The 15,086-nt window shown below is 60.7% G+C and carries 12 protein-coding genes; 9 read left to right on the forward strand and 3 right to left on the reverse strand.

The window, feature by feature from the left end; genetic code table 11:
- The 8 genes from F8N44_RS31850 to yccS form a co-directional block, all read left to right on the forward strand.
- On the forward strand, positions 1-904 hold a 904-nt coding region (locus F8N44_RS31850), incomplete at its 5' end, for an aldehyde dehydrogenase family protein (RefSeq protein ID WP_224794805.1).
- A 153-nt stretch (positions 905-1,057) separates the two neighbouring features.
- The gene (gene betA / locus F8N44_RS21440; RefSeq protein ID WP_150651706.1) at positions 1,058-2,761 is read left to right on the forward strand and encodes a choline dehydrogenase; all 1,704 of its coding nucleotides are present in this window, start codon (positions 1,058-1,060) and stop codon (positions 2,759-2,761) included.
- Positions 2,762-3,024: 263 nt separating this feature from the next.
- A complete protein-coding gene (locus F8N44_RS21445; protein ID WP_150651707.1) occupies positions 3,025-4,467 on the forward strand; it encodes a TldD/PmbA family protein in 1,443 nt (480 codons plus the stop codon).
- Entirely contained in the window at positions 4,467-5,804 is a 1,338-nt protein-coding gene (locus F8N44_RS21450) for a TldD/PmbA family protein (RefSeq protein WP_150651708.1), read from the forward strand. The genes F8N44_RS21445 and F8N44_RS21450 overlap by 1 nt, the downstream gene beginning before the upstream one ends.
- Positions 5,805-5,955: 151 nt before the next feature.
- Positions 5,956-7,383 carry a multidrug transporter subunit MdtD gene (gene mdtD / locus F8N44_RS21455; protein WP_008085779.1) on the forward strand — a complete coding sequence of 476 codons (1,428 nt, stop codon included), beginning with the start codon at positions 5,956-5,958 and terminating at the stop codon, positions 7,381-7,383.
- Positions 7,384-7,511: 128 nt separating this feature from the next.
- Entirely contained in the window at positions 7,512-8,849 is a 1,338-nt protein-coding gene (dbpA, locus tag F8N44_RS21460) for an ATP-dependent RNA helicase DbpA (RefSeq protein WP_230669476.1), read from the forward strand.
- 151 nt (positions 8,850-9,000) lie between these two features.
- Positions 9,001-10,179 carry an NAD(P)/FAD-dependent oxidoreductase gene (locus F8N44_RS21465; protein ID WP_150651709.1) on the forward strand — a complete coding sequence of 393 codons (1,179 nt, stop codon included), beginning with the start codon at positions 9,001-9,003 and terminating at the stop codon, positions 10,177-10,179.
- Between the two features lie 215 nt (positions 10,180-10,394).
- Positions 10,395-12,587 (forward strand): YccS family putative transporter, encoded by a 2,193-nt coding sequence (yccS, locus tag F8N44_RS21470; RefSeq protein ID WP_150651710.1) that lies wholly within the window; start codon positions 10,395-10,397, stop codon positions 12,585-12,587.
- 121 nt (positions 12,588-12,708) lie between these two features.
- On the opposite strand, the gene F8N44_RS21475 is transcribed toward yccS, so the two are convergent.
- Entirely contained in the window at positions 12,709-13,446 is a 738-nt protein-coding gene (locus F8N44_RS21475; protein WP_150651711.1) for a substrate-binding periplasmic protein, read from the reverse strand.
- A 255-nt stretch (positions 13,447-13,701) separates the two neighbouring features.
- Between F8N44_RS21475 and F8N44_RS21480 the strand changes: the two genes are divergently transcribed.
- Entirely contained in the window at positions 13,702-14,154 is a 453-nt protein-coding gene (locus tag F8N44_RS21480; protein WP_150651712.1) for a GNAT family N-acetyltransferase, read from the forward strand.
- A gap of 97 nt (positions 14,155-14,251) precedes the next feature.
- Here F8N44_RS21480 and F8N44_RS21485 read toward each other — a convergent pair whose 3' ends face one another.
- Together F8N44_RS21485 and F8N44_RS21490 are read right to left on the reverse strand one after the other, a co-directional pair.
- On the reverse strand, positions 14,252-14,548 hold the full coding sequence (locus F8N44_RS21485) for a winged helix-turn-helix domain-containing protein (RefSeq protein ID WP_007913779.1): 297 nt from the start codon (positions 14,546-14,548) through the stop codon (positions 14,252-14,254).
- Between the two features lie 24 nt (positions 14,549-14,572).
- Entirely contained in the window at positions 14,573-15,067 is a 495-nt protein-coding gene (locus F8N44_RS21490) for a M48 family metallopeptidase (RefSeq protein ID WP_141126202.1), read from the reverse strand.
- Positions 15,068-15,086 lie beyond the last annotated feature (19 nt).

Here is a 15,086-nt window from a genome sequence, read left to right on the forward strand (position 1 = left end):
GATCTACACCGAAGCCGGCGTTCCAAACGGTGTGTTCAACGTGCTGACCGGCAGCGGCCGTGAAGTCGGCACCTGGCTGACCGAGCACCCGCGCATCGAAAAAATCTCCTTCACCGGCGGCACCGACACTGGCAAGAAGGTCATGGCCAGCGCTTCGGCCTCGTCGCTGAAAGACGTGACCATGGAACTGGGCGGCAAGTCCCCGCTGATCATCTGCGACGACGCCGATCTCGATCGCGCTGCCGACACCGCGATGATGGCCAACTTCTACAGCTCCGGTCAGGTCTGCACCAACGGCACTCGCGTGTTCGTTCCGGCGCACCTGAAAGCCGCTTTCGAAGCCAAGATCGTTGAACGCGTTGCACGCATCCGCGTTGGCAACCCGGAAGACGAAAACACCAACTTCGGCCCGCTGGTCAGCTTCGCGCACATGGAAAGCGTGCTGGGCTACATCGCCAAGGGTAAAGAGCAAGGCGCCCGCGTGCTGTGTGGCGGCGAGCGTCTGACCGACGGCGAATTCGCCAAAGGCGCATTCGTGGCACCTACCGTGTTCACCGATTGCACCGACGACATGACCATCGTCCGTGAAGAAATCTTCGGCCCGGTCATGGCGATCCTCTCCTACGAAACCGAAGAAGAAGTGATCCGCCGCGCCAACGACACCGACTTCGGCCTGGCCGCCGGTATCGTCACCAAAGACCTGAACCGCGCACACCGCGTGATTCATCAACTGGAAGCCGGTATCTGCTGGATCAACGCCTGGGGCGAGTCCGACGCAAAAATGCCGGTCGGCGGTTACAAGCAGTCGGGTGTTGGCCGTGAGAACGGCATCAGCTCGCTGAACAACTTCACTCGCATCAAATCGGTACAGGTCGAACTGGGCGATTACGTCTCGGTGTTCTAAGACCCGAGTCTTGTATTGCTCGTGAGGCCGTCTTCGCGAGCAGGCTCGCTCCCACAGGAGATCCCATTCCAATGTGGGAGCGAGCCTACTTGCGAATCGAGTGCAAAGCACTCGTCAGGCCCGACCTGACCACATCTAAAGAGGGTGCATTCAATGTCCCAAGAATTCGATTACATCATCATCGGTGCCGGCTCGGCCGGTAACACCCTGGCGACCCGTCTGACTGAAGACGCCGGCGTCACCGTTCTGCTGCTCGAAGCCGGCGGCCCGGACTACCGTTTCGACTTCCGCACGCAGATGCCGGCTGCACTGGCATTCCCGCTGCAAGGTCGTCGCTACAACTGGGCGTACGAAACCGATCCAGAGCCACACATGGACGGTCGCCGGATGGAATGCGGTCGCGGCAAAGGCCTCGGCGGTTCTTCGCTGATCAACGGCATGTGCTACATCCGTGGCAACGCGATGGACTACGACGGCTGGGCGAAACTGCCAGGCCTGGAAAACTGGTCGTACCTCGACTGCCTGCCGTACTTCCGCAAAGCCGAAACCCGCGACATCGGCCCGAACGATTACCACGGTGGCGAAGGCCCGGTCAGCGTGACCACGCCGAAGGCTGGCAACAACCCGCTGTTCCACGCCATGGTTGAAGCCGGCGTACAAGCCGGTTACCCGCGCACCGAAGACTTGAACGGTTACCAGCAGGAGGGCTTCGGCCCGATGGACCGCACCGTGACGCCGAACGGCCGTCGTGCTTCCACCGCCCGTGGTTATCTCGACGTCGCCAAGAAGCGCTCGACCCTGACCATCGTCACCCACGCCCTGACCGACAAGATTCTGTTTGAAGGCAAGCGTGCCGTTGGCGTGCGTTACCTGGTCGGCGACGCCGAAGAGCGTGTTGAAGCCAAAGCGCGTAAAGAAGTGCTGCTGTGCTCCGGCGCCATCGCTTCGCCGCAGATTCTGCAGCGCTCCGGTGTCGGCCCTGCCGAACTGCTGAAATCCCTCGATATTCCGGTGGTTCACGACCTGCCGGGCGTCGGTGAAAACCTGCAGGATCACCTTGAGCTGTACCTGCAATACGCCTGCACTCAGCCAGTTTCGCTGTACCCGTCGCTGCTCTGGTACAACCAGCCGGCCATTGGTGCCGAGTGGCTGTTCAACGGCACCGGTATCGGCGCCAGCAACCAGTTCGAAGCCGGCGGTTTCATCCGTTCGCGTCCGGAATTCGAATGGCCGAACATCCAGTACCACTTCCTGCCGGTGGCGATTAACTACAACGGCAGCAACGGTGTGAAAGAGCACGGCTTCCAGGCGCACATGGGTTCCATGCGTTCGCCAAGCCGTGGTCGCATCCAGGCCAAGTCGAAAGACCCGCGCCAGCACCCGAGCATCCTGTTCAACTACATGGCCACCGAGCAGGACTGGCAGGAATTCCGCGACGGCATCCGCCTGACCCGTGAAATCATGCAGCAGCCGGCACTCGACGCTTTCCGTGGCCGCGAAATCAGCCCGGGCATCGAAGTGCAAACCGATGAGCAACTGGACAAGTTCATCCGCGAGCACGCCGAAACTGCGTTCCACCCGTCCTGCTCGTGCAAGATGGGCACCGACGAAATGGCCGTAGTGGATGGCGAAGGTCGCGTGCACGGCATGCAAAGCCTGCGTGTGGTCGACGCCTCGATCATGCCGATCATCACCACCGGCAACCTGAACGCGCCGACGATCATGATCGCCGAGAAAATCGCCGACAAGATTCGTGGCCGCCAGCCGCTGCCGCGCAGCACCGCCGCTTACTATGTAGCGGGCGATGCGCCGGTGAAGGGCAAGCCGATGCGTGATATCACCCCGGCTGCTCAGTAAGACGTAATACCGAGGCGCGGCCTTCGCGAGCAGGCTCGCTCCCACATTTGATTTGTGAACGACACAGATCCAGTGTGGGAGCGAGCCTGCTCGCGAAGGGGCCCTCACATTCAGCACAAATTCCCCTGCTGCACAGTAAATCCCCCTACACCCCCTCTTCACTTGATCCTACCCCCACGCAGGCCTACTCTAGACCTCGCGCAACCGTTTCACCCCCTCCCCGCCGCTGCTCTACCGCTTCCCCCTGACAAGGAGGTTCCCGAATGTTCGATTTCCACCCCCAGCTCAAGCAGCGCTTCGCTGCCTTGCGCACGGGCGCTGAGTTCTTTTCCCTGCGATACGTACGCGAGTCCGGGCAGTACCTGTCGGTACGCAAGAACGTCGCCGAACCGCCGAGCCTGAGCCGCGACGAAGGGGCGATGCTCACCGTGCGCGTCAACGGCGTTGAAGCCTATGCCGCGACCAATGACCTGTCGCAACAAGGTCTGCAAACCGCCCTCGAACGCGCCGAGCAGCAAGCCCGCCGGCTCAAGCCGCACGCCTTGCTCGACCTGCGCGATCAGCCAGTGTCCAGCGATCGCGCTGATTACTTTTCGCCCAATCTCGACCAACCCTTCCCGTCCCTGAGCGAATGCTTTGAGCTGCTCGGCGCGGAATCCGCCTCGGTGCCAAAGGATGAGCGCCTGGTGAACTGGCAGGTGAGCATTGGCATTACCCACGTCGAGCAGATCTACCTGAGCAGCGCCGGGGCTGAATTGCGCCAGGCCCAGCGCTTCGTCTACCCGGGCCTCGACGTCACCGCTTACGACGGCAACGACAGCCAGACCCGCAGCCTCGGCCGCGAGAATTTCGGCCAACAGGGCGGTGCTGACGTGATCAGTCGTTGCGGCTTGATCGGCGCCGGTCCGCAGGTCGCCGACCAGGCCCTGCAACTGCTACTCGCGCCGAACACCCCGCAAGGCCCGCGCGACCTGCTGTTGATGCCGGATCAGATGATGCTGCAGATCCACGAATCCATCGGCCACCCGCTGGAACTCGACCGCATCCTCGGCGACGAACGCAATTACGCCGGCACCAGTTTTGTTAAAGCGAGCGACTTCGGCAGCCTGCAATACGGCTCGAAACTGCTCAACGTGACCTTCGATCCGGGCATTCCCGAAGAACTCGCCAGCTATGGCCACGATGACGACGGCAGCAAGGCCAGCAAACAATTTCTGATCCGCGATGGTTTATTGCTGCGTCCGCTGGGCGGTGCGCTGTCGCAATACCGTGCCGGGATGGAAGGCGTCGCCAACAGCCGCGCCTGCGGCTGGAACCGCGCGCCGATCGACCGCATGGCCAACCTCAATATCGAACCGGGCGACCAGCCGCTTGAGCAGTTGATCAAAGGCATCGAGCACGGCATTTTGATGAGCACTAACCGCTCGTGGTCGATTGACGATGCGCGCAACAAATTCCAGTTCGGCTGCGAATGGGGCCAGTTGATCGAAAACGGCGAACTGAAGGGCGTGGTAAAAAACCCGAACTACCGGGCAATTTCCGCACACTTCTGGAAAAGCCTGCGCGCCGTCGGCGACGCCAACACCGTCAAGGTGCTGGGCACGCCGAACTGCGGCAAGGGCGAACCGAATCAGGTGATCCGCGTTGGCCACGCTTCGCCGGCCTGCGTATTCAGCAACATTGATGTGTTTGGGGGAGACGCCTGATGAGCATTTCGAAGAGTCAGTCCGACGCCTTCAAGGTCATGGTCAATTGGCTGCGTGACAGCGTGCGCGAGCCGGAACAGTTCACCCTCAGCTACGCCGCCGAATCGTCGGCGTTCGTGCGTTTCAATCACGCCAAAGTGCGTCAGGCCGGGCAAGTGCAGCAGGCCAACATCGTTCTGAAACTGATCAACGACGGGCGTCATGCCGACCTGCAAGTCACCCTGTCCGGTGATCAGGAAGGCGATCTGCAACGGCTTGCCGAAGGTCTGCAACAATTGCGCGAAACCCTGCCGTTGCTGCCGCAGGATCCGTACCTGCTGCTCAACCACAATGGCTGGCAGAGCCAGAATGTGGAGGAACACCCGCTACCGGACACTGAACAGGTTGTCGATGAAATCTGCGCGGCGGCCGAAGGTCTGGATCTGGTCGGCTTTTATGCTGCCGGCCCGATCAGCCGTGGTTTCGCCAGTTCTTCAGGCGCATTTGGCTGGCATCAGGCCAACAGTTTCAACTTCGATTTCAGCCTGTTCCACGAAAACGGCGAAGCGGTGAAAGCCAGCTACGCCGGGCATGACTGGAGCAGCGAAGGCTTCGCCAAGCGCTTCGCCCAGGCGCGCGAACAACTGGAATTTCTCGGCCGACCGCTGCGCACCTTGGCGCCCGGGCAGTACCGAGCCTATCTGGCACCGGCGGCGCTGGAAGAGATCATGGGCATGCTGAGCTGGGGCGGTTTCTCGGCGCAGTCGATCGCCAGCAAGAGCAGTCCGCTGCAGAAGTTGTATGTCGGTGATCAGGCGTTCAGTCCGCTGGTGTCGCTGGACGAGAAAGTCAGCGAATCGTTGAGTCCGGCGTTTTCCGGTGAGGGTTATCCGCGCAGCGATCTGCGGCTGATCGTCGAAGGCAGGGCCGGCGATCAACTGGTCGGCTCGCGCAGTGCCGCCGAATACGGTCTGACCGCCAACGGCGCCGGTGGCGGTGAAATGCCAAGTGCTTTGAACATGGCGGCGGGTGATCTGTCGCAAGCAGAGATCCTCAAGCAGTTGGGCACCGGGTTGTACATCAGCAATCTGTGGTACCTGAACTACTCGGATCAACCGGCCGCGCGCATGACCGGCATGACCCGTTTTGCGACCTTCTGGGTCGAGAACGGCGAGATCCAGGCGCCGGTGAGCACCATGCGCTTTGACGATAGCGCTTACAGCCTGCTCGGTTCGCAGCTGGAAGCGTTGACTGCCGAGCGTGAGTTGCTGCTGTCGGCGAGTACGTACAGCCAGCGCAATACCTCGTCGGCATTGCTGCCGGGGGCGCTGGTCAGCCGACTCACGCTGACTCTGTAAACGCAAAACCTGTGGGAGCGAGCCTGCTCGCGAAAGCGGTAGCTCAGTCGACATCAATGTTGAGTGAAATGGCCTCTTCGCGAGCAAGCTCGCTCCCACACTGACCGCGCTCGACAATGGATATGCATTAACCCCAACCACAAGAGGTTCCATGCCCAACCGCCCGCCTCTCGACGCCATCACCGCCCGCTGGTTGCCGTGGGTCGTCGCTATTGCCTTCTTCATGCAGTCCCTCGACGGGACCATCCTCAACACCGCCCTGCCCGCCATGGCTCGCGATCTGGCCGAAGACCCCTTGCGCATGCAGGGCGTGATCATCGCCTACATGCTCACCGTGGCTTTGCTGATCCCGGCTTCGGGCTGGATCGCCGACCGCTTCGGCACCAAGAAAATCTTCTTCGGCGCGATTCTGCTGTTCAGTTTCGGCTCACTGCTTTGTGCACTGTCGAGCAGCCTGAGCATGCTGATCGGCGCACGGGTGATTCAGGGTCTGGGCGGAGCATTGATGCTGCCGGTCGGGCGACTGGTGGTGCTGCGCGCGTATCCACGATCCGAACTGGTGCGGATCATGGGTTTCATTACCATCCCCGGTCTGCTCGGCCCGTTGATCGGCCCGACCATGGGCGGCTGGATGGTCGAATACCTGACGTGGCACTGGATCTTCCTGATCAACCTGCCGGTCGGCGTCATCGGTTGCTACGCGGTGTGGAAATTCATTCCCGATCTGCGCGGCACCGAGCGTACGCGCTTCGATAGCCTCGGCTTCCTGCTGTTCGGCGCGGCGATGATCCTGATCACCATCGCCATGGAAGGCCTCGGCGAGCTGCACTTGCCGCACCTGCGCGTGATGTTGCTGCTGTTCGGTGGCATGGCCTGTCTGGCGGCATATTGGTTGCGTGCCGGGCACATCGAAAACCCGCTGTTCGCACCGTCGCTGTTCAAGACTCGCACCTTTGCCGTCGGCATTCTCGGCAACCTGTTCGCCCGTCTCGGCAGCGGTGCATTGCCGTTTCTGGTGCCGTTGCTGCTGCAAGTAGCGCTGGGTTATTCACCGTCGCAAGCGGGGATGAGCATGCTGCCGCTGGCCGCAGCGGCGATGATCGCCAAGTGGGTGGCGCGGCCGCTGATCGAACGCCTTGGCTATCGCATCGTCCTCACCGGCAACACCCTGGCGCTGGGGATCATGCTGGCGAGCATGGGCCTGGTCAGCGAGCAGACGCCGTACTGGCTGCTGTTGTGCCTGCTGGCGGTTCTCGGCGCGATCAACTCGCTGCAATTCACCGCGATGAACACCGTGACGCTGATTGATCTGGACGATGCCAGCGCCAGCAGCGGCAACAGCTTGCTCTCGGTGGTCGCGCAGTTGTCGCTGAGTCTTGGGGTTGCCTGCGCCGGTGCATTGCTCGGCGGCTTTACCGCAGAAGTCGGCAACGATGGCGTGGAAACCGTGCTCGGTGCGTTCCAGCTGACCTTCGTCACCGTCGGCATCATGGCAATGCTCGCCGCGACAATCTTCTCGCAACTGTCGAAAGAAGACGGTCGGCGCGCCAAACGCCCGGAAGAACACATCGAACATTAACCACTGTTCGTCCAGAACTTTCGAAGAAAGTGGCACGGGGCTGCTACACTGCGCGACATTTTGTTTTGCAGGCCAGTCCCGTGACCACCATCGCCACCGCTTTTAATACTCTGCCGCTGTCCGCCGCCATGCTGGCTAACCTCGAATCCCTCGGTTATGCCCAGATGACGCCGATCCAGGCGCAGAGCTTGCCGGTGATCCTCAAGGGAATGGACCTGATCGCCCAGGCCAAGACCGGCAGCGGCAAGACCGCAGCCTTCGGCATCGGCCTGCTCAACCCGATCAACCCGCGCTACTTCGGTTGCCAGGCACTGGTGATCTGCCCGACGCGCGAGCTGGCCGACCAGGTCGCCAAGGAAATCCGTCGTCTGGCCCGTGCCGAAGACAACATCAAGGTCCTGACCCTGTGCGGCGGCGTGTCGTTCGGCCCGCAAATCGCTTCGCTGGAACACGGCGCGCACATCATCGTCGGCACCCCGGGCCGCATTCAGCAGCACCTGCGCAAAGGTTCGCTGGTTCTCGATGGCCTGAACACGCTGATCCTCGACGAAGCCGACCGCATGCTCGACATGGGTTTCTACGACGCCATCGAAGACATCATCGTCAAGACCCCGGAACGTCGTCAGACCCTGCTGTTCTCTGCGACTTACCCAGTGGGCATCAAGCAACTGGCGTCGAAATTCATGCGTGATCCGCAAACGGTGAAAGCCGAAGCGTTCCACGATGACACGCAGATCGAGCAGCGTTTCTACGAAATTTCCCCGGAAGACCGCATGAGCGCAGTGACCAAAGTCCTGCACCACTTCCGCCCGGCGTCCTGCGTGGCGTTCTGCTTCACCAAGCAGCAAGTGCAGGAAACCGTTGATCACCTGACCGCCAAAGGCATTTCCGCTGTCGGCCTGCACGGCGATCTGGAACAGCGTGATCGCGATCAGGTGCTGGCGATGTTCGCCAACCGCAGTACGTCGGTACTGGTCGCCACCGACGTCGCCGCCCGTGGTCTGGACATCGATGCGCTGGACATGGTGATCAACGTCGAACTGGCCCGCGATTCGGAAATCCACATTCACCGCGTTGGCCGTACCGGTCGCGCTGGCGAGAAAGGCATCGCCATCAGCCTGGTTGCGCCGGGTGAAGCGCACCGCGCGCAAGCCATCGAACAGCTGCAGAAGTCGCCGCTGAACTGGGATCAGGTCGATAACCTCAAGTCCCAGGGCCTCGCCCCGCTACAACCGCCGATGACCACGCTGTGCATCGGTGCTGGCCGTAAAGACAAGGTTCGCCCGGGCGACATTCTCGGCGCACTGACTGGCGATGCCGGCATTCCGGGTGCACAGGTTGGCAAGATTGCGATCTTCGACTTCCAGGCTTATGTAGCCGTGGACCGCACCGTGGCCATGCAGGCCTTGCAGCGCCTGAACGACGGCAAGATCAAGGGCCGTTCGCTGCGCGTCCGTATTTTGTAAACGATCTTCGCTCCAAAGAAGATCCCTGTGGGAGCGAGCTTGCTCGCGAATGCAATCTGTCAGTCGACATCATGTAGAATGACACACCGCTTTCGCGAGCAAGCTCGCTCCCACAGTTTGTTTTGTAGCGACCCACCATGAGGACACCGTTTTGCGCTCTACCGAAGTCGTGATCATTGGCGCTGGCGCCGCTGGGTTGATGTGTGCACTGACCGCCGCCGGGCGTGGGCGTCAGGTTTTGCTGCTTGACCACGCGAACAAGGCCGGCAAGAAAATCCTGATGTCGGGCGGTGGCCGCTGCAATTTCACCAACATGTACACCGAGCCAAGCAATTTCCTTTCGCAGAACCCGCACTTCTGCAAATCCGCGCTGGCGCGTTACACCCAGTGGGATTTCATCGGCATGGTCGGCAAACACGCCGTGCCGTACCACGAGAAGAAACTCGGCCAGTTGTTCTGCGATAACAAATCCAGCGACATTCTTGAAATGCTCCTGACCGAGTGCGATCAGGTCGGCGTCGAGCTGCATCTCGACACCTCGATCCAGACTATCGAGAAGGTCGAAAGCGCTTACTTGCTCGACACCACCCTCGGCCAGATCCAGTGCCAGTCGCTGGTGATCGCCACCGGCGGTCTGTCGATCCCGACGCTCGGCGCTACCGGTTTCGGTTATCAAGTGGCCAAGCAGTTCGGCCACGAGCTGCTGCCGACCCGCGCCGGTCTGGTGCCATTCACCATCACCGATCAGCTCAAAGAACTGTGCACCGAGTTGTCCGGGACGTCGGTGGATTGTCTGGTCAGCTGCAACGACCAGAGCTTTCGCGAGAACATCCTGTTTACGCACCGTGGCCTCAGCGGCCCGGCGATTTTGCAGATTTCCTCGTTCTGGGAATCCGGCGACACGGTGGAAATCAACCTGCTGCCGGATCACGACGCGGCGAGCTGGCTGCAACAGCAAGTGGCCGAGCGCCCGAACAGCGAACTGAAAACTCTACTCGGTGAGATCTTCACCAAGAAGATGGCCAATCTGCTGGCGGACAACTGGTTTGTGTCCAAGCCGATGAAGCAGTACACCCATGCGGAACTGGCGGAAATCGCCGACAAGCTGGGCAACTGGAAAGTCGTGCCAGCGGGGACTGAGGGTTATCGCACAGCCGAGGTAACACTCGGTGGCGTCGATACCCGCGAAGTTTCCTCCAAGACCATGGAATCGCTTAAAAGCCCGGGCCTGTACTTTATCGGCGAAGTGCTCGACGTCACCGGCCACCTGGGCGGCTTCAACTTCCAGTGGGCCTGGGCTTCGGGTTACGCGGCTGCGCAGTACGCCTGACCGAAACAACACTCCCCCTGTAGGAGCTGCCGAAGGCTGCGATCTTTTGATCCTGTTTTAAGATCAAGATCAAAAGATCGCAGCCTTCGGCAGCTCCTACAGGGGTAGCGGGCGATCAAGGAACACTTTTTGCTGTCAGATGTGATCGGCGCCATTGCGTCGGCGTCATTACTGGCTCAATTTAGCGGCATCGCCTCGGAAGGCCTTCGCACTTCATGTCCTCGACCTCGTTTCGTCAGTCTTTGCGGCGCCTGTGGGCGCTGGATAAATTCAGCTACAGCGTGCGGGTGTTCATCGCCCTGACCGGCAGCATGGCGCTGTGTTGGTATCAGGATGAAATGGGCCTGTTGATCCCGTTGTTCCTGGGGATTATCGCCAGCGCCCTGGCCGAGACCGACGACAGTTGGCAGGGCCGCCTCAACGCCCTCGCCGTGACGCTGGTGTGTTTCAGCATCGCCGCGCTGTCGGTGGAATTGCTCTTCCCCTACCCGATCGTGTTTGCCATTGCATTGGCGCTGGCCAGTTTCGGTCTGACCATGCTCGGTGCGCTCGGTGAGCGTTATGGGGCGATTGCCTCGGCAACGCTGATTCTGTCGGTGTACACGATGATCGGCGTTGATCAGCGCGGCGGCGCAGTCACCGATTTTTGGCACGAGCCAATGCTGCTGGTCGCCGGTGCGGCGTGGTACGGCTTGCTCTCGGTGGTGTGGCAGGCGCTGTTTTCCAACCAGCCGGTGCAGCAGAGTCTGGCGCGGTTGTTCCGTGAACTGGGTTTTTACCTGAAGCTGAAATCGTCGCTGTTCGAGCCGATCCGGCAAATGGACGTCGAAGCGCGGCGCCTGGAGCTGGCCCAACAAAACGGTCGCGTGGTGGCGGCGCTGAACAGTGCCAAGGAAATCATCCTGCACCGCGTCGGCAACGGCCGCCCCGGTTCGAAAGTCAGCCGCTACCTGAAGCTGTATTTCCTCGCGCAAGACATCCACGAACGCGCCAGTTCCTCGCACTATCCGTACAACGCGCTGGCCGAAGCGTTCTTCCACAGTGACGTGCTGTTCCGCTGCCAGCGCCTGTTGCGTCAACAGGGCAAGGCTTGCCGCGCCTTGGCCGAATCGATCCAGATGCGCCAGCCGTTCATCTACGACGCCAGTTTCGCCGAAGCCCTCAGTGACCTCGACGCCTCCCTCGAGCACCTGCGCATCCAGAGCAACCCGGCCTGGCGCGGATTGCTGCGTTCGCTGCGTGCACTGGCGGCCAACCTTGGCACCCTCGACCGTTTGCTCAGCGACGCGAGCAACCCCGACGCCTTGGCCGATGCGACCGATAGCAGCCTGCTCGACCGCTCGCCGCGCAACCTCAAGGACGTCTGGATTCGCCTGCGCACGCAGCTGACGCCGACCTCTTTGCTGTTCCGTCATGCCCTGCGTCTGCCATTGGCGCTGAGCATCGGCTACGGCATGGTGCATCTGATTCACCCGTCGCAGGGTTACTGGATCATCCTCACCACGCTGTTCGTCTGCCAGCCGAACTACGGCGCGACCCGGCGCAAACTCGGTCAGCGGATTTTCGGCACCGCCATCGGCCTGACCGTGGCGTGGGCGCTGTTCGATCTGTTCCCGAGTCCGTTGGTGCAGTCGTGCTTTGCCATCGCTGCCGGCGTGGTGTTCTTTACCAACCGCACCACCCGCTACACCCTGGCGACGGCGGCGATCACCATCATGGTGCTGTTCTGCTTCAACCAGGTCGGTGACGGTTACGGGCTGTTCCTGCCACGGTTGTTCGATACCTTGCTCGGCAGTTTGATTGCCGGGCTGACAGTGTTCCTGTTCCTGCCGGACTGGCAGGGCCGACGTCTGAACAAAGTGCTGGCCAACACCCTGACCTGCAACAGCATCTATCTGCGCCAGATCATGCAGCAATACGCCGCCGGCAAGAGCGACGACCTCGCCTATCGGCTGGCCCGACGCAACGCGCACAACGCCGATGCCGCGCTGTCGACGACACTGGCGAACATGCTCATGGAACCGGGGCATTTCCGTAAGGAAGCGGATGTCGGCTTCCGCTTTCTGGTGTTGTCGCACACCTTGTTGAGTTATCTGTCAGGGCTTGGCGCGCATCGCGAGACCCAGTTGCCGGCGGATGTGCGCGAGCATCTGATTGATGGCGCCGGGGTGAAGCTGGCTTCGAGCATCGACGAAATTGCCCAAGGGCTGGCGAACAAACAGCCGGTGGCGATTCAAAGTGACGAAGAAGAAGCGCTGGCCAATGAGCTGGAGCAGATGGCCGATGAGATCGATGAGGGGCAGCGGTTGGTGCAGACGCAACTGGCGTTGATCTGTCGGCAGCTGGGGCCGTTGCGGACGTTGGCGGCGCATCTGATCAAGGACACCAGCGAGGTCAGCGCTGGCTGACAGGACGCCTTCGCGAGCAAGCTCGCTCCCACATAGGATTTGTGAACGACACAGAAAAAATGTGGGAGCGAGCTTGCTCGCGAAGAGGCCATCAGCCACACAGAAAGTTGCGGATCAACGCTCACATCCCATGCTGACGAAGCAACTTGTCATAACTCCCATCTGCCTTCATCGCCGCAATCGCCTTATCAAACCCCGCGACAATCTGCTCATGCTGCGGATTCTTCAGGCTGACCAATATATGCAGGCTGTTCTCACTCAGCGGCTTGGGCAAAAACTCCACCGAGTTGCGCACCTTGGCTGATTCGCGCGCCAGGTAATACTTCGCCACATACTCATCTTCCAGCGTCAGCTTGACCCGATCCGCCGCGAGCATGCGCACGGCCATGGCAAAGTTATGCACAGGGACTTTCTGCAACGCCGTGTCGGCATCGAACGGCGCCGAATAGGCGTAACCGCGCACCACAGCGATCGGATAGGTGTGCAGTTGCTGCAGATTGGAATACTCGAGTGGCGTGTCTTTGCGCTTGAGAAAGCGAATGCGGTTGAGCAGGTATTCCCCGGAAAACTGGCCGAACTTGGTCCGTTCGTCGTTGTACCAAGCGTTGACCAATACATCGTAGCGGCCCTCGCCAACGCCAAGCAGCGCCCGCGCCCAAGGCACCTGCTCGTAGCCGCTGGCATAACCGGCCCGGGCCAGTGCGGTGCTGACAATGTCGGTGGCCAGGCCGCCGTTGACCAGGGTGTCGTCGGTAAAGGGTGGCCAGATATCAAACACCAGCCGCAGCTTGTCCGCTGCAGCGGTCTGAGCCAGCAAGAGCAATCCGGTCAAAGCAAAGGCTCGATGCAAACGCGGCATGCTTGAAAATCCTTAGCGGGCAGGTTGCCCGGCATGTTTTCAGCCAAAACCCCAAGGCCCCTTACCGGCAAAACCCAGGCCCTAACATTAGCTCATTGCAGCCAGTGCACAGCGCTCTCCAGCAGATTACACAAAGTCGCCGAGGCTGCGAGAAAGGAATGATGGCATTTTGACCTTTGTCACAGACTCTTACGCCATAAAGACATCTTTGCCGTAGGCGCTTAGTATCCGGTGACACGTTCAAGGAATCGGCACATGACAATCGAGTGGGTCTGCAAACATCACAGTGATCTGGGCAAGGAGCAGCTGTACGCGCTGTTGAAACTGCGCTCGGACGTGTTCGTCGTCGAACAGAAATGCGCCTATCCGAACCTCGACGGTCAGGACCTGGAAGGCGATACCTATCACCTGATGGGTTGGGAAGATGATCAGTTGATGGCCTACCTGCGCCTGCTGGATCCGGAATCTCAGGGCGGCGACGTGGTGATTGGCCGCGTGATTACCGCACCGCAGGGGCGCGGCAAAGGGCTGGGGCACGAAATGATGGAGCAGGCGTTGAAACAGGCCGAGAAGCATTGGCCGCAGGTGCCGATCTATCTGTCGGCGCAGGCGCATTTGCAGGGGTATTACGGCAAGTACGGGTTTGTCGTGGCGGGTGAGGAGTATCTGGAGGATGACATTCCGCACATTGGGATGCGTCGCCCTTAAGTGCCCCTTCGCGAGCAGGCTCGCTCCCACAGGGAAACGCATTCCAACTGTGGGAGCGAGCCTGCTCGCGAAGGCGTCAGCTCAGGCGCCGCAGGACTCAGGGATACTCCAGAACAGCCTTGATCTGCCGCAAATTACGCTCGATCCACCCACGATCAATCGCCCCCCACTCGCGAATCCGATAGCGCCCCGCATGGTTGCGCGCGCCCTCTTCCTGCTCGAACTCACAAACGATATCCAGATCCGCCAACGCCGCAATCGTGTCCTGCGCCGTGCGCCGCGGCATGCCGGTCACTTCGGTCAGCGTCGGCACACTCGGCGCCAGACCGCTGTCGATCAGGTACGCCACATACAAGCGGCGGTAGAAACTGCTTTTGGTCTTGCTGACGTCCATCCACACCTTCCTGGTTGCGTACTGTTAAGCCTGCATATCCCGCCATGTCAGGTACACGCGCAGATCAAACTCGACCTGGTGATACCCCGGCAGCATGTGCTCGCACAATTTATAGAACGCCTTGTTGTGATCCGATTCCTTGAAGTGCGCCAGTTCATGCACGACGATCATTTTCAGAAAGTCCGGCGCGGCGTCCTTGAACAACGAGGCGATACGAATCTCTTTCTTGGCCTTGAGCTTGCCGCCCTGCACCCGCGAAACCGTGGTGTGCAGACCCAGTGCGCGATGGGTCAGGTCGAGGCGGTTGTCGAACAGCACCTTGTCGATGGCCGGCGCGTTGCGCAAATATTCCTGCTTCAAGTCCAGCGCGTAGTTGTACAAGGCCTTGTCGCTCTGCACATCGTGCCGCCCTGAATAGCGTTGATTCAGGTATTCACCCAGACGCCCTTCGGCAATCAGTTGGCGCACCTGGTCCTGCAATTGCGCGGGATAGGCCTGGAGGTACTTCAACACAGTCATGGACGAGCGACACGGTTCG

This window comes from Pseudomonas fluorescens, from assembly GCF_902497745.1.
Lineage (GTDB): Bacteria > Pseudomonadota > Gammaproteobacteria > Pseudomonadales > Pseudomonadaceae > Aquipseudomonas > Aquipseudomonas fluorescens_BM.

What these genes read in the sequence shown, in the direction of transcription:
- F8N44_RS21490 (WP_141126202.1), bottom strand. Translation starts at nt 15,067, where the DNA reads ATGACTGTGTTGAAGTACCTCCAGGCCTATCCCGCGCAATTGCAGGAC.
- F8N44_RS21450 (WP_150651708.1), top strand. Translation starts at nt 4,467, where the DNA reads ATGAGCATTTCGAAGAGTCAGTCCGACGCCTTCAAGGTCATGGTCAAT.
- F8N44_RS21480 (WP_150651712.1), top strand. Translation starts at nt 13,702, where the DNA reads ATGACAATCGAGTGGGTCTGCAAACATCACAGTGATCTGGGCAAGGAG.
- mdtD (WP_008085779.1), top strand. Translation starts at nt 5,956, where the DNA reads ATGCCCAACCGCCCGCCTCTCGACGCCATCACCGCCCGCTGGTTGCCG.
- F8N44_RS21445 (WP_150651707.1), top strand. Translation starts at nt 3,025, where the DNA reads ATGTTCGATTTCCACCCCCAGCTCAAGCAGCGCTTCGCTGCCTTGCGC.
- F8N44_RS21475 (WP_150651711.1), bottom strand. Translation starts at nt 13,446, where the DNA reads ATGCCGCGTTTGCATCGAGCCTTTGCTTTGACCGGATTGCTCTTGCTG.
- F8N44_RS21485 (WP_007913779.1), bottom strand. Translation starts at nt 14,548, where the DNA reads ATGGACGTCAGCAAGACCAAAAGCAGTTTCTACCGCCGCTTGTATGTG.
- dbpA (WP_230669476.1), top strand. Translation starts at nt 7,512, where the DNA reads ATGCTGGCTAACCTCGAATCCCTCGGTTATGCCCAGATGACGCCGATC.
- yccS (WP_150651710.1), top strand. Translation starts at nt 10,395, where the DNA reads ATGTCCTCGACCTCGTTTCGTCAGTCTTTGCGGCGCCTGTGGGCGCTG.
- betA (WP_150651706.1), top strand. Translation starts at nt 1,058, where the DNA reads ATGTCCCAAGAATTCGATTACATCATCATCGGTGCCGGCTCGGCCGGT.